Annotated in this window: 22 protein-coding genes; 9 read left to right on the top strand and 13 right to left on the bottom strand. The window is 69.2% G+C overall.

Annotation, left to right across the window (positions count from 1 at the left end; genetic code table 11):
- Positions 1-78: 78 nt before the first annotated feature.
- Both KBY88_RS03745 and KBY88_RS03740 read left to right on the top strand, forming a co-directional pair.
- Positions 79-267: a type II toxin-antitoxin system Phd/YefM family antitoxin gene (locus KBY88_RS03745; protein ID WP_254938577.1), complete on the top strand. Its 189-nt coding sequence runs from the start codon at positions 79-81 to the stop codon at positions 265-267.
- Positions 268-318: 51 nt separating this feature from the next.
- Positions 319-585, top strand: a complete 267-nt coding sequence (locus KBY88_RS03740) for a PIN domain-containing protein (RefSeq protein WP_254938576.1) — start codon at positions 319-321, stop codon at positions 583-585.
- Between the two features lie 165 nt (positions 586-750).
- Here the strand turns inward: KBY88_RS03740 and KBY88_RS03735 are convergent, their stop codons facing one another.
- The 8 genes from KBY88_RS03735 to KBY88_RS03700 all read right to left on the bottom strand — a co-directional run bounded on the left by KBY88_RS03735 (position 751) and on the right by KBY88_RS03700 (position 7700).
- Positions 751-1215: a YchJ family protein gene (locus tag KBY88_RS03735; protein WP_254938575.1), complete on the bottom strand. Its 465-nt coding sequence runs from the start codon at positions 1213-1215 to the stop codon at positions 751-753.
- Between the two features lie 25 nt (positions 1216-1240).
- Positions 1241-1969 carry a proteasome-type protease gene (locus KBY88_RS03730; RefSeq protein WP_254938574.1) on the bottom strand — a complete coding sequence of 243 codons (729 nt, stop codon included), beginning with the start codon at positions 1967-1969 and terminating at the stop codon, positions 1241-1243.
- Positions 1966-2805: a transglutaminase-like domain-containing protein gene (locus tag KBY88_RS03725; RefSeq protein WP_254938573.1), complete on the bottom strand. Its 840-nt coding sequence runs from the start codon at positions 2803-2805 to the stop codon at positions 1966-1968. Before KBY88_RS03725 ends, KBY88_RS03730 begins: the two co-directional genes overlap by 4 nt.
- A gap of 3 nt (positions 2806-2808) precedes the next feature.
- Positions 2809-3612 (bottom strand): N-formylglutamate amidohydrolase, encoded by an 804-nt coding sequence (locus KBY88_RS03720; RefSeq protein WP_254938572.1) that lies wholly within the window; start codon positions 3610-3612, stop codon positions 2809-2811.
- A 654-nt stretch (positions 3613-4266) separates the two neighbouring features.
- Positions 4267-4848, bottom strand: a complete 582-nt coding sequence (locus tag KBY88_RS03715; RefSeq protein WP_254938571.1) for a DUF4178 domain-containing protein — start codon at positions 4846-4848, stop codon at positions 4267-4269.
- Positions 4849-4888: 40 nt separating this feature from the next.
- Positions 4889-6430, bottom strand: coding sequence for a polyamine aminopropyltransferase (locus KBY88_RS03710; protein WP_254938570.1), 1542 nt, complete (start codon positions 6428-6430; stop codon positions 4889-4891).
- Positions 6427-6657, bottom strand: coding sequence for a hypothetical protein (locus KBY88_RS03705; RefSeq protein WP_254938569.1), 231 nt, complete (start codon positions 6655-6657; stop codon positions 6427-6429). Before KBY88_RS03705 ends, KBY88_RS03710 begins: the two co-directional genes overlap by 4 nt.
- A 17-nt stretch (positions 6658-6674) precedes the next feature.
- Positions 6675-7700, bottom strand: a complete 1026-nt coding sequence (locus tag KBY88_RS03700; RefSeq protein ID WP_254938568.1) for a hypothetical protein — start codon at positions 7698-7700, stop codon at positions 6675-6677.
- Positions 7701-7809: 109 nt separating this feature from the next.
- On the opposite strand from KBY88_RS03700, the gene KBY88_RS03695 reads away from it, so the two are divergent.
- Complete coding sequence (locus tag KBY88_RS03695; RefSeq protein ID WP_254938567.1) at positions 7810-8019, top strand: DUF350 domain-containing protein; 210 nt, start codon at positions 7810-7812, stop codon at positions 8017-8019.
- Here KBY88_RS03695 and KBY88_RS03690 read toward each other — a convergent pair.
- Positions 8016-9560: a polysaccharide deacetylase family protein gene (locus KBY88_RS03690; protein WP_254938566.1), complete on the bottom strand. Its 1545-nt coding sequence runs from the start codon at positions 9558-9560 to the stop codon at positions 8016-8018. The genes KBY88_RS03695 and KBY88_RS03690 overlap by 4 nt on opposite strands.
- A gap of 178 nt (positions 9561-9738) precedes the next feature.
- On the opposite strand from KBY88_RS03690, the gene KBY88_RS16140 reads away from it, so the two are divergent.
- Positions 9739-10977, top strand: coding sequence for a cytochrome P450 (locus KBY88_RS16140; RefSeq protein WP_254938565.1), 1239 nt, complete (start codon positions 9739-9741; stop codon positions 10975-10977).
- A 44-nt stretch (positions 10978-11021) separates the two neighbouring features.
- On the opposite strand, the gene KBY88_RS03680 is transcribed toward KBY88_RS16140, so the two are convergent.
- Positions 11022-11543: an LrgB family protein gene (locus KBY88_RS03680; RefSeq protein WP_315858096.1), complete on the bottom strand. Its 522-nt coding sequence runs from the start codon at positions 11541-11543 to the stop codon at positions 11022-11024.
- Between the two features lie 288 nt (positions 11544-11831).
- On the opposite strand from KBY88_RS03680, the gene msrA reads away from it, so the two are divergent.
- Genes msrA through KBY88_RS03660 form a run of 3 tightly spaced genes read left to right on the top strand, consistent with a single transcriptional unit; the run spans position 11832 to position 13751 of the window.
- Entirely contained in the window at positions 11832-12458 is a 627-nt protein-coding gene (gene msrA, locus KBY88_RS03670) for a peptide-methionine (S)-S-oxide reductase MsrA (protein ID WP_254938563.1), read from the top strand.
- 1 nt (position 12459) lies between these two features.
- The gene (locus KBY88_RS03665; RefSeq protein ID WP_254938562.1) at positions 12460-13065 is read left to right on the top strand and encodes a cytochrome b/b6 domain-containing protein; all 606 of its coding nucleotides are present in this window, start codon (positions 12460-12462) and stop codon (positions 13063-13065) included.
- Positions 13062-13751: a molybdopterin-dependent oxidoreductase gene (locus KBY88_RS03660; protein WP_254938561.1), complete on the top strand. Its 690-nt coding sequence runs from the start codon at positions 13062-13064 to the stop codon at positions 13749-13751. Before KBY88_RS03665 ends, KBY88_RS03660 begins: the two co-directional genes overlap by 4 nt.
- An 18-nt stretch (positions 13752-13769) precedes the next feature.
- Here KBY88_RS03660 and KBY88_RS03655 read toward each other — a convergent pair whose 3' ends face one another.
- Together KBY88_RS03655 and moaB are read right to left on the bottom strand one after the other, a co-directional pair.
- The gene (locus KBY88_RS03655) at positions 13770-14519 is read right to left on the bottom strand and encodes a sulfite exporter TauE/SafE family protein (RefSeq protein ID WP_254938560.1); all 750 of its coding nucleotides are present in this window, start codon (positions 14517-14519) and stop codon (positions 13770-13772) included.
- 6 nt (positions 14520-14525) lie between these two features.
- On the bottom strand, positions 14526-15050 hold the full coding sequence (gene moaB / locus KBY88_RS03650) for a molybdenum cofactor biosynthesis protein B (protein WP_254938559.1): 525 nt from the start codon (positions 15048-15050) through the stop codon (positions 14526-14528).
- 98 nt (positions 15051-15148) lie between these two features.
- Here moaB and KBY88_RS03645 point away from each other — a divergent pair, with 98 nt between their 5' ends.
- Together KBY88_RS03645 and KBY88_RS03640 are read left to right on the top strand one after the other, a co-directional pair.
- Complete coding sequence (locus tag KBY88_RS03645) at positions 15149-15409, top strand: MoaD/ThiS family protein (RefSeq protein WP_254938558.1); 261 nt, start codon at positions 15149-15151, stop codon at positions 15407-15409.
- Positions 15409-15867 carry a molybdopterin synthase catalytic subunit gene (locus KBY88_RS03640; protein WP_254938557.1) on the top strand — a complete coding sequence of 153 codons (459 nt, stop codon included), beginning with the start codon at positions 15409-15411 and terminating at the stop codon, positions 15865-15867. Before KBY88_RS03645 ends, KBY88_RS03640 begins: the two co-directional genes overlap by 1 nt.
- 7 nt (positions 15868-15874) lie before the next feature.
- Here KBY88_RS03640 and KBY88_RS03635 read toward each other — a convergent pair whose 3' ends face one another.
- Positions 15875-17143: a molybdopterin molybdotransferase MoeA gene (locus KBY88_RS03635; protein ID WP_254938556.1), complete on the bottom strand. Its 1269-nt coding sequence runs from the start codon at positions 17141-17143 to the stop codon at positions 15875-15877.
- Positions 17144-17145: the final 2 nt, after the last annotated feature.

The raw sequence follows: 17145 nt of genomic DNA, 5'->3' as shown, positions 1-17145 counted from the left end.
TGAAGGCAAGCCTATGGCGGAAGGCCTGGGCAGCCATCACCGGTGCCAGCACCTGACCATCAGGTCATCGAGATGGTCATGGCAACGCGATCGGTGGCCGTGCTGGAAGCCGAGTCCCAGTTCTCGGCCCTGCTCGCTGAGGTGGAGGCTGGCGCGGAGGTGCGGATCACGCGACGTGGACGCACCGTGGTCCGGTTGGTGCCAGAGCCGGCCCGCCTGGCCTCGGAGCTGGTCGAACCGTTCTGGAGCGAAACCGTGGCCGAATAAGGGGCACCGCCGGACATCCAGGCGGAACCTGTCACTGCGCTGGATTGATCGGTGGCGTATCCGCTGGACACCACCATTCAGATCGCGGCGATCAAGGGCCACCCAGCTGTGGTGGAGTGCCGGCGCAGCTTGGAGGCCCCCCAGCTGTTGCTCTCATCGCCGGTGTTGGGAGCACTGGAAACCGGAGGACGCCAAAGCGCCTGGCCGGAGCGCAACCGTGAGCGGTTGGAAGCTCTGGTGAACCAGCTGGAGCCGATCTCCCTGGATCGGGCCGTGGCCCAGGCCTATGGACGGGGGAGGGCGGAGCTGGAGCAGTAGGGACCACCGATCGGCCCCATGGTCTCTGGATCGCGGCCCAGACCCTGGTCAGCGCAGCCGCTCTGGTGACGGCCAACGTGCGCACGTTCGAGCGGGTGGAGGGGCTGAGCCTGGAGAGCTGGTTGGAGTCGTCGAAGGCTTGCTTCAGCCGATGGAGCCGACCCCTCAGCCCAGCGCCTCCAGGTAGAGCCACTGGCCCTCGGGTCCGCGCCCGAAACGAGAGTGTTCAGCCAACACACCGCTGTGGCCGTGCTGGCTCCAGCGGGCCTGGAACTCCACGGTGCCCTCTGCATCGCCCGAACCGCCTGCCCTGCTGGCCAGCACCATGAGCTCCAGCCAGCGGGTCTGGGCGCACGTCGCCTGCAGCTCCCTCCGCCGCTGGCGCTCGCTGATGCCAGGTTCCGGGTGGGTGCGCAGCAGGTGATCGATCGCGCCGCTCTCCTGCAGGGCCAGGGCAAAGGCGCTGTAGCGCGAACGCATCAACTCCTCGGCCGTGGAGGCCAGCTGCCGGCCCCGGATCAACGGCGCGCAACAGGAGTCGTAGGCCCCGCCACCGCAGGGGCAGGCCTCTGGTAGCGGGGAAGTGGAGCCGGCAAAGCCCCTGGCCACGGCCGGGCGCGGTGGAGTCACCGTTGGGCCGGTGGAAGCGGTCGCGTCACCACTCCAGATCCGGCAGTTCCCGGAACACATTGCGCACGCCCGCACTCCATTCGGTGCTCAACTCCTTGAAGTAGGCATCTCCCTCGCAGAAGCGCCTGCGGTGGCTGATCGCCAGGCTGTCCCGTTCGTAGAGAATCAGGTCGATCGGCATCCCGACCGACAGGTTGCTGCGCATGGTCGAATCGAACGAGACCAGCACACACTTGGCCGCTTCCGCCAGCGTGGTGTCGGGATAAAGCACCCGGTCGATGATGGGTTTGCCGTACTTCGCTTCCCCCGTCTGCAGGAACGGCGTGTCTTCGCTCGCTTCAATGAAATTTCCCTCGGCATACATCCGAAACAGCCGCGGCCCTTCACCCTTGATCTGCCCCCCCACCAGGAAGGAAGCATTGAAGCCACCGGCCGGTCCCTTGAGATAGGGGCCATCCCGTTGTTCGATCGCGCGCACGGCATCGGAGACCAGGCCCATGACTTCGAACATGGTTCGTGCGGTCCAGACGTTGGCGCCACCCTCATCGGCGTCGGCCTGCTGGTGCAGCAGGCTGATCACCGCCTGGGTGCCGGCCAGGCTGCCGGAACTGAGCAGCACCAGCACCCGGTCGCCGGCGCGCTCGAACACCGTCATCTTGCAGAAGCTGGCGAAATCATCCACACCGGCATGGGTGCGCGAATCGGAGGCAAACACCATCCCGCTCTGCAGCAGCATCGCCACGCAGTAGGTCATGCGGCCCAGACCTCAAACGACTCCAGCACCGAGGGACCAAAACTGGTGGTCAGGGCCACATCCGCCGCATCCCGGCCCCGGGCAATCAGGATCCGCCCGATTCGGGGCGTGTTGTTGCGGGGATCGAACCCATGCCAGCCATCGCCGAGGTAGGCCTCGAACCAGGCCGAGAAATCCATGGCCGAATGGGGCAGAGGCACCTCAATGTCGGTGAGATAGCCCGTGCAATAACGCGCCGGAATGTTCATGGAACGGCACAGGGCAATCGCCAGATGGGTGAAGTCGCGACAGACCCCCTCTCGACTTTCAAGAGTCTGCAGGGCCGACTTGGTTGGGCTGGATCGGTTGTAGTCAAAGCGCACGTGTTGATGCACAAAGTCGCAGATGGCCTGCACACGCCCCCAGCCGGTGGGAGCCCCATCGAAGTTTGACCAGGCGATATCGGTCAGCAGATCGCTTTCGCAGAAGCGGCTGGCCAGCAGGAACAACAGCACGTCATCAGGGAGATCCTCCACGGGCTTTTGCTCCAGCTCTGGCCACACCGGATCGCTCAGACCCGAGTCGGCCACCAGACCACTGCCGTGGATCCGCAGCAGCCCAGCTGGGGCCACCAGCCGATGGCAGAGGTTTCCATAGGAATCCACGTAGGGCCGCAGCGGCACAGCGGGCGTCACCTGCAACGGGTCGGCCTCCAGCAGATCTCCTGACCTGCTGGCATGGACCCCCAGGGTGACGATCATCGGCGTGGGCGCGGGGCAGCGCAGCGCCAGATTGAAGCCCACGCGGATGGCGAGCGGGGGCTTCGGCTCCGCTGCGGCATTGGGTGTTTGATCCATGCGTCACCGTACTGATCCCTGGGCTCCATGGAGCGGCGGTAAACCCTCCGCCAAAGCGGCCTCCAGCGCGCAGGCCAACCGCTCGGCCCACTCCCGCTGGCCGGCGCTGGTCGCCAGCAGGTCCTGCCGGATCTCCAGCTCCACATGGGGAATCCGGCGCCGCTCGCCGTGCACCACCAGCGTGTAGTCGCTGTCATCGCTCACCGCATAGGGCTCATTGATCCCCACCTTCAGGTGCTTCTCCCGCCCCAGCGCCTGGCGCATCTGCCCGGCCAGGCGCCCATCACGGCCGTGCAGCACTCCCACATGCCAGGGCCGCGCCGCGCCTGCAAAGACCGGCGTGAAGCTGTGCAGCGCCACCAGCACGCTGGGCTGGGCCCGCTTGGCTCGCCCATCCAGATCGGCGGCGAGGCGCTGGTGGTAAGGGTGGAACAGCTCCGCAGCCCGCTGCTGCCGCTCGGCTGGGGAGAGTGCCGCGTTGGCGGCGACGGCGGTGTGCTCACTGCGGCTGACGATGGAGTCGGGGGCCTCCAGGGGGCGGTTCACGTCGATCACCAGGCGGGAATAGTTGTGCAGGATCAGGTAGGCATCGAGCCGGGCCGACAGGCGGCGGCCCAGCCCAGCCACGCCAAGATCCCAGGCCACATGGGTGTCCAGCACCCGAGCGCTCAGGTTCAGGCCGCCCAGGCGGCGGGGAATGGCCTGACCGGCGTGGTCGGCCGTGAGCAGCACAGCCGAGCGGCCGCCGGGACGGATCACCTGGAACACAGGCGGATCACCAACCCCCAGCAAGGGTTCCAGAGGCAACCGTCGGGCCAGAATCAACCAACCCTAGGGGGAAGCAGGCCTCTGGCTGGACGCCCCTTGGCCATGGTCTGGAGATCAGTTGCCCAGGCTGACCAGCGGTCCCGCTCGGGGACCGGCCGGTGGGAGCGAGTGCTGAGGTGAGCGCGGAATGGACGGCCACGGGCCTGCGGGTCGTTGGGGTGGTTGCCCGTCGGCTGGATCCGGCACCGGTGCCGTCGATGGATGATGGGCCTGGCCGACGCCCGCCGGCGGTCGGTCATGGGGGAGACTGCATACCAATCGCGGATCCACCAGGTCTGCGGATGATTCCTGCAACCGATGAGCCCTCTGTTCGCCTGTGCGGGTTGTGGTGTTCGGATCGAACGCTCGATGCGCCTCTATCTCGAACAGAAGGGGATTGTGCTGTGTTCCACCTGCAAGGACAAGCGGGAGCTTGAACCACCCGCTTCGCCCGCACCGAGCGATCTGCGGAACCAGTAGCCATCGGGCTGAAGCGGACGACTGGCGCGCCTCCGGGCCGCCCGGGGAAGAGCGCAGGCGGCCCCAGCTCCCTGCTGCGATCAGCCGGTGCCGGATGGATCGGATCCACCCCGGCGCACCCAGCAGCTCGATCAGAGCGAGGGGCACCCTCGGGGCCCGGGACCCGACTGCCGTTCAGCGGTAGACCGAGCGACCATCCCCGGGAAGCAGCGTGAGACACGAGGGATCGATGCGCCAGCCGACGCTCACCTCCACCTCCTGGTCCTCCCCGACCCCCCACAGCTCCGCCCCCAACAGCCGCCCTTCTCTGGCGACGTAGTCGGCGTAGCGGCAGCGGCCTGGGCGGCGGTTCATCGTGCGGGCGGTGGCCGTCACCGTGGCCTCGCCCTGCTCCCGCAGGGTGTAGACGTTTCCCTGCCAGGTCAGTTCTTGGGGCAGGGGGCGGGGCGGGCGGAAGTCCATGGTCTCCAGCCAGCTCACCTCCAGCCAGTCGTCCTCGCAGACCACCAGCCAGCGCGCGTCCTGGCGGTCGCGGACCAGGTACTCGAGCCATTGGAAACCGTCCTCCTCGTAGATCAGCCGGTCCTCCACCACCCAGTCGCGGGCGTCGGCCTGCACGATGTCGCCGAGGCGGAGATCAAACAGGGTGCGCTCCCGCAGCGGCAGCGGGCGCGAGCCGAGTCGTCGCCGCGAGCGTTGCAGCACCAGCACGACTCCGGCCACCGCCAGCAGCAGCAGGAGCAGCAGAACGGCCATGCGGACCCAGGCAACGGCGCAGATTCCAGGCTATCGGCGCTCAGTCGGGCGGCCAGAGGCTCTGGCGCTGGTAATCGGCCAGCACCGGGTGGTTCATCCGGTTGGGCAGCACCGGTGGGCCGGAGCCCGGCCGCAGATCCATGGGCAGCTCAAACAGCCTGGCGAGCTGGACGCGATCGATCCAGCGACCCTCGAAGGGCAAGGCGCCCGCGGCGAGGGTCCGCCCCGGCCGGTGGGCAAGCACAAAGCCCCAGGGGCCGAAGCTGGGCACATCGACGCTGTAGGGGAGGGTTTCCAAATCCAGCACCGCGAAGGTGGCCTGGATCGAGGCCAGCACCTTCGGTGTGAAGAAGGGGCTTGAAGCCTGGGTCACCACCAGACCATCGGAGGCCAGCTGACGGAGCAGGAGGCCGTAGAACGCCACGCTGTACAGCCGGGCCAGGGGAGGGGTGGCCGGATCGGGAAAATCGGCGATGACCACGTCGTAGGGGCCGGACAGCTCCCGCACCAGGGCGAAGGCGTCGCCGATGTGGATGTGCACGCGCGGGTCATCGAGGCTGGCGCGGTTGAGGCGCCGCAGGAACGGTTGCTTCCGGGCCAGCCGCAGCATCGCCGGATCGAGTTCCATCAGGTCCACCCGCTGCAGCCCGGGCCAACGGAGCAGTTCCCGCAGGGCAAGACCATCCCCCGCCCCAAGCAGCAGCACCCGCCTTGCCCGCCCATGGAGGGCCATCGCCGGGTGCACCAGGGCCTCGTGGTAGCGGTATTCATCAAGACTGGAGAACTGCAGGTTGCCGTCCAGGAAGAGGCGCAGGTCATTCCGCCGGCGGGTCAGCACGATCCGCTGGTATCGGGTCTGCAACCGACCGATCACCGGGTCGTCGTAGAGGCGGTCTTCGATGCGATCGCCCAGGGGCGCCACCACAAGGGCGGCCACCCCCACCAGGGGAAGCAAAGCGCTCACCGGCCAACGCCAGCGCCGCAGCTGGGGGAATCCCCAGCACAGGGCCCCGCCGGAGAGCAAGGGCACCACCGCCAGCAGGGCCGCCGTGGGCAGCAGCCCAAGGGTGGGCAGCAACAACAGGGGGAAGGCCAGGGACCCCACCAGGGCGCCGAGATAATCGAGGGCGAGCACCCGCGCCAGGGCGGTGCGCAGCTGCTCCTGGCTCTCCAGCATCCGGGTCAGAAGCGGCAGCTCCATGCCCCCCAGCAGACCCACCAGCAGGGTGAGCACCACCAGGCCCAGCCAGAGCGGACCATCGGCGGCGAACAGGGCGAAGAGCGCCAGCGGGCCAAGCAGGCAGAGGGGACTGAGGCACAGCTGAATGGCCACGAAGCCGCGCAGCAGCGCCCCCTGGGGCCGGGGGCCGATCGCCACGAACTGGCTCAGCCAGGCCCCCAGCCCCATCGCCGCCAGGAAGGTGCCCACCACCACCCCGGTGGCCAGGGCGGCATCGCCGGCCAGGTAGCTGGCCTGTGTCACCAGCAGAAGCTCCAGCACCAGCCCAACGGTGGAGGAGATCGCCGCGCTGGCCAGGAGCAGGCGCACCTGCAGCCGGCTGAGCGGCGTTCGCCGGCTCACTTGGCGCCGCCGGGACCACGGCCCTGAAAACCAGCCCAATCGCGGCTGGGGGTGGCCGGGCGCCAGCTGCCGGCCAGGTAGGCGCCGCGATAGCTCACCCCCCGGGAGTCGGAGGCGCTGGGGGGACCGTCCTGGCCGAGCCGGAAGAGGAAGGGGCGGGTGATCGCCAGGCCCGTTCCCGCCAGCACCGCCGTCACCACCAAGGCGAGCATCAACTGACGTTCCATCAAGGCTCAGGCAGGGCTCAGGCACGTTGGGTGGCCGGCGGCGGCGCGAGGGCGCGGGCGTTGATGGGCCACGGTGTCACCACCCCATCCTCCACGAGCAGATCCAGCCACTCCAGCTCCAGGGCACCCTTGGCCAGCTCCTGCGGCAGCGCGACACGAACGCGAACGCTGCGGGGCTCATCCAACTGCAGGTGCCAGCGGGCGGACGCCGTCCAGCCTTCGTCGTCAGACCCGGCTACGGGGCGCAGCCTGAGCGGCTGGCGCTCCTGCAGCAGCGCTCTCCCGAGGGCGTCGGTGAGGCTCAGCTCCAGCGTCAGCCCATCGGGAGGAGCACCGGCGCCGGCCGGGGGGTGGAAAGGCTCTTCGTAGCGGGCCTCCACCTGCAGCCGCAACAACCCCGGGGCCCCCAGGATGAGTCGCTCGCATGCCGTCGCCTCGTCGGAGCGGCGATGGACGCGCAGGCGGCAGTCGCCGTAGACCACCCTCCAGAGCATCGACACCAGCACGGCAGCCACCAGCGCCGTGATCAGGAGCAAGGGGCGATCGACGCTGTGGTTCTCGACGCTGAGGCGAACCTGCAGGGGATCCGCCAGGGGCACACCGGCCCCATCGAGCAGATCCTGGTGCTGCAGCCGCAGGCGGTAGACGCCGCTCTGGCGCGGCCGCAGGTTCAAGGTGAGGGCGTCGTCCTGCTCGTCGTAGGTGCCGCTCTCGCCTTCCTCGCTCCAGGTGCCCTGCTCCCGCCAGCCCTCCTTGCTGAGCTGGAGCACGGGCTGACCGGCCCCATCGAGCAGATCCACATCCAGCAGCAGGCTGCTGTTCGGCGGCAGCTCGACCCGCAGGTCAAGGCGCGGACTGCCCCACCAACCATCCTGGAGATGGAACGGCTGACTCTCCACGGGTCCATCGCCGATGAGCAAAAGCAGCTGCCGCTCCCTGGGCAGCTGCAGGGACAGCAGCAGCACCAGCAACGGGAGAAGGGGTAGCAGCAGGGCCCCCAGGGGCCAGCCCACCACGGCCGATCGCAGGATTGGCGGTGCCATCACGCTCTCCGGGCCTGGGTCTCGAGTCGCCCGGATCTCGGTTCCTCGGTACCCTACGGGGCCCAGCCCTCCAGGCCCCACGGCCGACGACGCCACTCACCTGAAGCCCATGCCCCGCCCCCTCCTCCAGCTCCTGTTCACCGTGGGCTGGACCGTGGTGGGCGTGATGCTCATCTATGCCGGCACCGTGCTGTTTGATCGCCTGGCGCCGATCGACTACCGGGCCGAAATCCGCAAGGGGAATGTGGCCGCCGGGCTGGTGCTCTCGGCGGTGATCCTGGCGGTGGCCGCCGTGGTCGTGACCGTTCTGGCCACCTAAGTCTCGGTGCCGGTGGCCACCTTGATGGGGCCAGAGGTGCTGCCGCAGCGGCTGGGGACAGACATCCTGCCGATCGCGGCCTCACCGCGCCTGTGAATCTCGCTGGCGTAGCCGGTCCAGGCCCCCTGGCCCCAGTAGCGGAAGCAGCTGGTTTCCAGCAACAGCAGGTGGAGCAGGGCGTCCTGGTAGTGGGTGGTTCTGGTGACGGCGGGATCCTGCGCCACCAGGGGATCAAACACTTGGTGGAAGCGGGCGCTGAGCCGGTTCATCGGCTCCAGCACGTTGCCGTAGCCCTCCACCCAGCTGAGGTCGTTGGTCCAGGACGCTCCCGCCATCGAGAAGTAGGGATCGCTGGCCTGGAGTGCGGTGATGGCGGCTTCGGTGGCCGCCGGGGTGGGCGGGAGGCCGTTGGTCTGGCGGCTAACGGCCTCCCAGAGCTTGTGTTGCTGAACCGCCTGAATGGCTGGGTAATCGGCTGGTTGGACCCCGGCGGCTTCCAGCAACTCCAGATACTCGCTGCCATTGATCGCCACGGTAGCTGAATCGCCGCCTGAATCAGTGGCCTGGGCGGCGATTTTCTGATGGGCCTGGAGGAAGGCGGAGGGGAATTCATTCATCATCACGCCGCCGTTTTCCCCATCGGCGATCTGCGACACGAGCGAAGGGATGCTGACTCCCCCCAGCTCTTGCCGTCCCAGCCCCAGGGCTTCGTAGCAGGGCTGCATCTGGCCCACCAGCTTGGTATCAGAGCCCTGGGTTTTGATCAACACGGTGATCGTGGCCGTTTCCCCGCTGGAGTTGCGCGCCACCAGCTGGTTGGGGCCGTACTTCTGCGCCTGACTGAGGCTGGAGCCATCGAGGTTCTCGACGCTGTGCTCCTGCACCAGCAGCCACTGGTAGCCGCATTCGCGCAAGGCCTTCACCAGGGCATAGAGGGTGTCGGGGTGGTTGGGGAGCGCCATTTCAGGGGGAGAGAATCCCCTCACCCGTTGCAACGCCTCAGGGCCAAAGATTGAAACGAAATGGTGTTGCCAGGCCAGGATCTGCAACCTGAGATCGGGGATGGGCGTGGAGGGGGCCACGGCATGGCTCCAGAAGGTGCCGAGCCATTCCACGTGGGGCTGAAGGCTGGGATCGCAGGCGAGACGTTTCAGGGCCTCGAGGATGTCGTGGCGACCCATCTGCTCAAAACCCCAGAGCAGGTTGCCGGAATAATCGAGCATGATCCGCGGGTTGCAGCCCGCTGAAATCAGCTGGGGAAGGATCTCCGCGAGGCGCTTGTAGCAGTGGGCGAAGGGTTCGGCGTTGTGGTTGTCCCCCTCGCCGGGGTGCTCGACCATGTACTGGAGATGCGACATCAGCTCACCATTCGCCCCGGCGGGAATCGTGGGCTGGTGCATGTGCAGGGCGCAGGCGAAGCCTGAGCGGATCTGCGCCAGGTTGAGCGTGGTGCGCGGCAGAACAACGGGGCCGGCCTGCTGCATCAGGGCGAGGATCCCCGCTTCCTCACCGGCGATCGGCGGAAGGGCGTGCGTGGTCATGGCGATGGTGGGGTGGCGAATCACCAGGCCAACGGGTGCGCTGGGCAGGTCGTGCAGGCTCAGTCTGGACCTGGGTCATCGTCCTGGCTCTCGACGCCGCTTCCGAGCACAACCGAGCCAGGTCCCACGGGCGAGCCCTCCGCGCACGGCCATGCCACCATCAAGATTGGTGGCTGTGGTGTCCTCTGCCGCCGACCTGATGATCCTGGCCTCCGCCGACCGCGCCGCCTTTCAGCTTGATCCCTGCCTGCCGGGTCATCCCGACCCTTATCCGATTTATGGCGCCCTGGGCTCCGAAAGCCCGGTGCACTGGTGCGAGGGGCCGCAGATGTGGATCATCCTCGGCCATCCCGAAGCGGTGGCGCACATGCAGGATCCCCGCTGCAGCCGTCAGCGCCATCTCGACAAACTGATCGAGCGCTTCGGAAGCGGCCATATCTTCCACGACCAGAAGCTCGACATCCCCTACATGGACGGCGAGCCCCATGCGCTGGTTCGCCACCATGTGATCGACGCCTTTCGCGCGATCAACATCCCGAGCCTCGAAGCGTTCACGCGGAGCTTCATTGCCGAGAGGCTGGAATCGATCGCCGCAGGCGAACCTTTCGATCTTGTGCCCCTGCTCGCTGATCCGCTGCCGGTGGCGGTCACCAGCGAGCTCATCGGCGTTCCCCCCGACCTCCAGCAGGAGCTGCTCAAGCACGTTCCTTCCTTTGTGCGCGCCCGCGGACTGACACAGACCGAGCAGACGACCGCCAGCGGCGACGACGCCATCGCCTTCTACAAGCAGTTCTTCCTGCCCTTGATCCATCAGCGCCGCGCCAACCCCCAGAACGATCTGCTCAGCCGCCTGATGGTCGATCCCCGCGATGGCAGCCCCATCAGTGATGAGCAGTTGCTGCTGTTCATCTCCAGCAACTTCTACAGCGCCAGTGTGTTCACGCTGCGCCTGCTCGTGGGCACCCTGGCCATCGCGATGGCTCGCCATCCCGGGGCCTTCGAGCGGCTGCGGGGCGACGGCTCCCTGGTGGGGCCGGCACTGGAGGAAGTGCTGCGCTGGGATCCGCCGGCCCAGGCCCTCAATGCCAGTGCCGCCACCGAGCCGATCGAACTGGCCGGTCACACCATCGCTGCCGGCGACTCGCTCACCGCCCTGGTGGGAGCGGCCAACCGCGATCCCCGCGTGTTCGACGATCCGCATCTGTTCCGGATCGAGCGCCACCCCAATCCCCATCTGAGCTTCGCGCCGGGCCTGCACCAATGCCTCGGGCGGCAGCTCGCCCGCCTCCAGGGACGGGCCGTGCTCGACGCCTTGCGGGAACGCTTCAGGGCCATCCATTGCCATGAGCAGGACTGCCATCGCCTGGTGGGGGATCGCTTCCGTGGCTTTGATCGGCTGATCCTGGAGGTGCAATGACCATGTGGGTCTGAGCCGGCCCGACCCCATGTCCCTGCTGACGATCACTCTGCTGGCCCTGCCGATCCCGCTCGCCGACTGAATGCAGGCGGTCCGTGGGCGTTGTGAGAGGCACCGACGACCCCGAGATTCGCCGGATCATGGAATGACGGGACCTCCAGTGGAATTCTTTTCTGACGCAGTGGGGCTGGTGCGATCCCTTCAGCAGTCTCTCGGGAGCTGGCCACGGCAACCCCCGGGGCCTCGGAGCGGATCAGATCAGCGGGCCTGCCGGCATCGCTGAGCACCCGAAGCATCACGGCGGTGGAGTTCTGCAGCAGGGTTCTGAGCGGCATCGCCAGCAGCGCCACCGCCACCGATGCCGCCGCGCCGGTGAGATCCCCCTCCCGCAGAGCCTCGGCGGTGCCCTGGCCGCTGGAGATCGTGCCCAGGGCCAGCCCCCTGGCCAGGGGGCTGCGGATCCCCAGCCGGCTGAGCAAGGCCGGACCCACCACCATGCCCAGCAGGGCGGAAGCCACCACGATGCCGGCCACCACCGGCGGATCGGCCCCCACGTCGTTCGCCACCGTTCTGGCCGCCGGTGCCCCACGCGCAGGAGAGGCAGGCGCTCTTGTGCAGCAGCGTCTGACAGAGCAGGGGGCCGCGGGGCGACAGGGTGGCCCGGGCCCAGCCGTCGATCACAGGCCAGCCGCCGCCCATGGCCGGGGTGGAGGAATCGTGACTGGAGCCCGGGTCAGCCATCTGCCGCCAGAGCAGAGGCCCACGCTACGGCGTTCGCCCTCCCACCGGTCGAGGATTCCCCCATCCGATCCGGGCGTTCACGGGTATTCCCTGCATCACGCCCCGCAGCTTCTATGCGTCCACACTTCACTGCCCTGCTGACGGCCCTCCTCGCCCTGATGCCGCCTTCCCTGGGCGCCGCAAGGGCGGCGACGCCCCCACCACCACCGCTGCAGACCGCCGTGCTGGCGGGGGGCTGCTTCTGGGGGGTGGAGGGCGTGTTCGAGCACGTCAAGGGCGTGCGCGAGGTGATGTCCGGCTACGCCGGAGGCAGCCGCTCGGAGGCCAGCTACGACACGGTCAGCAGCGGCCGCAGCGGCCATGCCGAGGCGGTTCGGATCCGCTTCGATCCCCGGCGGATCTCCTACGGTCAGTTGCTGTCGATCTACTTCAAGGTCGCCCACGATCCGACCCAGCTCAACCGCCAGGGCCCCGACCAGGGCCCCCAGTACCGCTCGGCGATCTTCACCGCCAACCCGGAGCAAAGGCGCATGGCCCTAGACACGATCAGCCAACTCAGCCGCGCCCGCCGCTTCCCGCAGCCGATCGTCACCCAGGTGGTGCCCCTGCAGGCCTTCTACCCCGCCGAGGCCTACCACCAGAACTTCATGGCACGGAACCCCTTCCACCCCTACATCGTGGTCCACGACCAGCCGAAGCTGGCGCGGCTGCGGGCCCTGTACCCGGCGATGGCGCTCTGAGATGGCTCACACCTCCGCCCGCCAGCCCCACCACCCGCTCTGGACCCGGGCCTTCCACGGCTTCAACCTGGTGGTGCTGTTGGTGATGGCCGCCAGCGGCCTGCAGATCTACAACGCCAACCCCGTCTTCGGGGGCCGCGGCGGAGCCGTCGTGCCGGATCTGTTCACCCTCGGCGGCTGGCTGGCGGGCGGCCGCGACTGGCACTTCGGCTTCATGGGCCTCTACGCCCTCAACCTGGGCCTCTGGCTGGCCCTGCTGATCCAGCGGCGCCGCCGGCGCCTGGGGGAACTCGGCGATCTCACCGCCTTGAAGGCCAGCGCCAGTGCGCCAAGGCGGCGGCTCTCGGCCCACCGGATCGTCTACACCCTGATGCTGATCGTGCTGGCCTTCAGCCTGATCAGTGGCCTGGCGATGGTCAAACCGGCCCAGTTCTGGTGGCTCACCAGCCTGTTCGCCTTCGCTGAACCGCTCGGGGTGAGCAGCTGGCAGGCGCTGCGGGTGAGTCACCTGGCCACGATCCCGGCCATGGTGCTGCTGGTGGTGGCGCATGTGGTGTTGAGCTGGCGCGTCGGCGGCCTGCGCCTGCTGCGGGCGATGTCCCTATGAACCGGCGTCAGCTCCTCGGCCTGGGCCTCGGGGGCAGCTCCTCCCTCTTTTTGGGGGGCTGCGCCCTGAACGGCCTCAGCGAAGCGGTGGGCAACGCCACCCAGCCCCTGAACGAGCGCCTCGAAGCCCTGCTCCAGGGCCAGGGCCCAGTGCCTGAATTCCGGCCCGATCAGGTGGAGCCCGCCGCCCTGCTGGTGAACAGCTTCAACGGCACCCCCCGGCTGGATCCGGCGCGCTACCGCCTGCAGGTGAAGGGGCTGGTGGGGCGCCCCCTGAGCCTCGATCTGGAGGCCGTCGCCGCCCTGCCCCAGCACAGCTGCGTGATGCGCCATGTGTGCGTGGAGGGCTGGGCGGCGGTGGTGGCCTGGTCGGGGGTGCGCCTGGCGGATGTGCTGCGGCTGGCGCAGCTCTCGCCCCTGGGCGGCTACGTGCTGATTGATTCGGCCGACAGCTACTTCGAGAGCTGGGATCTGGCCTCGGCCCTGCACCCCCAGACCCTGCTGGCCACGCACATGAACGGGGCTCCCTTGCCCGCAGCGAACGGCGCCCCGGTGCGGCTGGCGGCGCCGATCAAGCTGGGCTACAAGCAGAGCAAATGGGTCACCGGGTTGCGGGTGACAGCGACCCTGGGGGAGCGGCGCGGCACCTGGGAAGACCAGGGCTACGAATGGTTCGCAGGGCTCTGAGCCCAGCCAACGCCCCGTTCATCCCCCCAGGCCCAGCAGCTTGCCGCTGGCCACCACCAGCACCAGCGCCAGCAGGCGCCGGATCCAGAGGGGGCTGAAGCGCCGGCTGCCGCCGTAGGCCCCCAGGGCCCCGGCCAGCGCCACCGCCAGGGCCATCGGCCCCACCAGGGCAAGGGAAGGCAGCGCGGCGGGCCCCCTGGCAATCAACAACCCCGTCAGTCCCGCCAGGGAGTTGACCAGGATGAATGGCGCCGAGATCGCCGCCGCCTGGCGCGGCGCCAGCCAGCCCCGCAGGATCAGCAACGGCGTGAGGAAGATGCCGCCGCCCGTGCCGGTAAGGCCGGCCAGCAGGCCGAGCAGGCCGCCGGTGAGCCCCAGACCCAGCGGCCCCGGCACGGCCCCGGCGGACGGTTCCGGCAGCGCCGGCCGCAGCAACCGCCAGGCGGACAGCAGCAGCACCACTCCGATCAGCCGTTGCAGCAGGGGGCCCGGCAGGGCCACCATCCCCCCCACCAGGGCGGCGGGCACCGAGGCCAGCGCCAGGGGCAGGAACACGGCGCGGCGGAAGTGGCCCGCGCCGATGAACTGCCAACTGGCCAGGCCCGCCACCAGCACATTGAGCACCAGCGCCAGGGGGCGGATTTCAGCGGCGCTGAATCCCGCCAGGGCCAGCACAGCGATGTAGCCGGAGGCGCCGGCATGGCCGACGCCGGCATAGAGAAAGGCCACGGCGGCCAGGGCCGCCAGCAGCCAGGTGGAAGGCTCCATGGCTGATCAGGCCGGCCGGTGCGGCGACTCCCGCAGCCGCGGCAGCAGCTGCACCAGATTGCACGGAACCGTGGTGGCCTCCAGCTGGGCGCCGATCAGCCGATCCCAGGCGGTGGTGACGGCATCGAGGGAACCGGGCAACACGAAGATCACCGTGCCATTGGCCACCCCGGCGAGGCAACGGCTCTGCAGGCTGCTGGTGCCGATGGTCTCAAACGACAGCACCCGGAACAGTTCGCCGAAGCCCTCGATCGTCTTGTCGAGCAGGGGCGCCACCGCCTCCGGGGTGCCGTCGCGGCCGGTGAGGCCGGTGCCGCCTGAGCTGATCACCACCTGCACGGCGGGGTCAGCGATCCAGCGGCTGAGCTCGGCGCGCACCCGGTAGCGATCGTCGGGAACACGGCAACGCTCCAGCAGTTGATGGCCCGCCGCGCCCAGGCGCTGCTCGAGGGCATCGCCGGAGGGGTCGGCCAGCTCAGGATCGGCACTGCGGCGATCGGAGATAGTGAGCAGGGCGATCGCAAGGCCCACGGCGGCGCTGGCTGGTGCCCGACCCTAGACACGAGCGTCGGGCGGCTCAACCGGCGTTGGGCAGGAGGTGCCAGGCTCATCGAAGCCAGCTCCCCGTGATGCCCGCCCCCGAGGCCACCCCCACCATCACTGTGCGCCTGTTCGCGCGGTTGCGGGAGCAGGCCGGCTGGGGCGAGCGGACCGTGCCCCTGGGGGAGGGTGTCGTCAGCGCTGCCGAGATCTGGGAGCGGCTGGGGCTGGGGCCGATCCCGCTGCCCGCCCCGCTGCGAATCGCCATCAACCAGCAGTTCGCCGTCGCCGATGCGCAGCTCAGGGCCGGCGATGAGCTGGCTTTTTTGCCCCCGATCAGCGGCGGCTGATGGACCTCCCCGCCGAGCTGCTGATCAGCCTGCACCCGGAGCCGTTCGAGCCCCTGGAGCTGCTGGCGGCCTGGGAGCTCGCCGCCCAGGCCCTGGCGCCCCTGGCGGCAGCCGAGAGCCACTTCATCGGCCGCGTGCGCCCTGTGGCCGCCGATGGCACGGCCCTGGAGGCGTTGGAGCTGGAGCACTACCCGGGCATGAGCGAACGGCGCCTGCAGGACCTGGCCCAGGAACTGGCGGAGCGCCACGGGGTGAGCCGTGTGCGCCTGGCCCACCGCGTCGGGCGGGTGCGACCCAGTGAAGCGATCGTGCTGGTCACTGTGGCCGCCGACCGCCGCGGCCCCGCCCAGCGCTGCGCCCAGGAGCTGCTGGAGGCGCTCAAGCACGAGGCGCCATTCTGGAAGCGAGAATGGAGCGGCGGCGTGGGCACCTGGGTGGAGGGCAACACGCCGTTCTGAACGGCTCCTAAAAGATCGGCAGCCGCAGCAGCTGGGCCCACAGTTCCGTGCCTGCCGCCAGGTTTCCCGCTTCGGCGGGGATCTCCAGCAGCAGGTCGGCCCCCTGCAGCGACCCCAGCCGCGAGGAGGCCTGGCTGCCCTCCACCAGCGCCAGCAAGCCCCCATCCGCTCCCACCTGCAGCCGCGCCCGGGCCAGTTCCGGGCGGCCGGGGCCGCGGTTGAGATCCGCCGCCAGATGCACCTTCAGCCGTGGCAGCAGCTGAATCTCGGCCCCCTCCAGCCGCTGCAGCGCCGGCCAGAGCAGCTGCAACGCCGTGATCGCCGCCGCCACGGGGTTGCCCGGCAGACCGAAGAACGGCCGCCCCTGCACCTGGCCCCAGGCGAAGGGGCGACCCGGTTTGAGAAACAACTTCCAGAAGGCCACCTGCCCCAGCTCCGCCACGAGCGAACGAATCCAGTCGCTGTCGCCCGCCGACACGCCGCCGGTGCTCACCACCACGTCACTGGACGCCGCCAACTCGATCAGGGCCTGGCGCAGGGCGCCGGGATCATCGGCCACCACGCGCCGCTCGCTGACGCCGTAGCCCAGCCGCCTCAGCAGGGCCTCCAGCAGGGTGCCATTGCTCTCCCAGATGCACCCCAGAGCGCGGGGCGTTCCGGGCGCCACCAGCTCATCGCCACTGATCAGCAGACCAATGCGGGGGCGGGGACGCACCGCCAACTCCGCCACACCGCAACCAGCCAGGCGCGCCAGGTCGGCCACCCCGAGCCGCTCCCCCGCCGCCAGCAGCTCCTGGCCTGCTGCGGCCTCCTCCTCAGCAGCGCGGATCCAGGGGTTCGGCCCCGCCGGACGGCCCAGACGCAGAAACGCGGACTCCTCCCGCTCCACCAGCTCCTGGGGCAGCACCCGCCGGGCCCCCTCCGGCAGGGGCGCACCGGTGAGGATGCGGATCGCCTCCCCCGCCGCCAACACGCCGGCATAGGGAGCCCCCGGGGCCGAGCGCCCCACCAGGCGCCAGCTCTGCCCCAACGCCGGCACCCCGGCATCGGCCAGGGCATAGCCATCCATGATCGAGGCCCGAAACCCCGGCACCGCCTCGCGGGCGAGCGCGGGTTCGGCGCTCACCCGGCCCAGGGCCTCCGCCAGGCTCAGGTGCTCGCTGCCGCCCAAGGGCTGCAGGGCTTCGAGAATGAGGCGGCGCGCCTCCCCCAGGGGCAGACCCTCGGCGGGAAAGGGTTCCGAAGAAACAGAGGAGAGCGGTGGGGTCGCGGCCATCG

This window comes from Cyanobium sp. Morenito 9A2 (genome assembly GCF_024345575.1).
Taxonomy (GTDB): Bacteria; Cyanobacteriota; Cyanobacteriia; order PCC-6307; family Cyanobiaceae; genus ATX-6F1.
The sequence above is the reverse complement of the archived record's forward strand: the minus strand, read 5'-3'. Positions and strand labels throughout refer to the sequence as shown.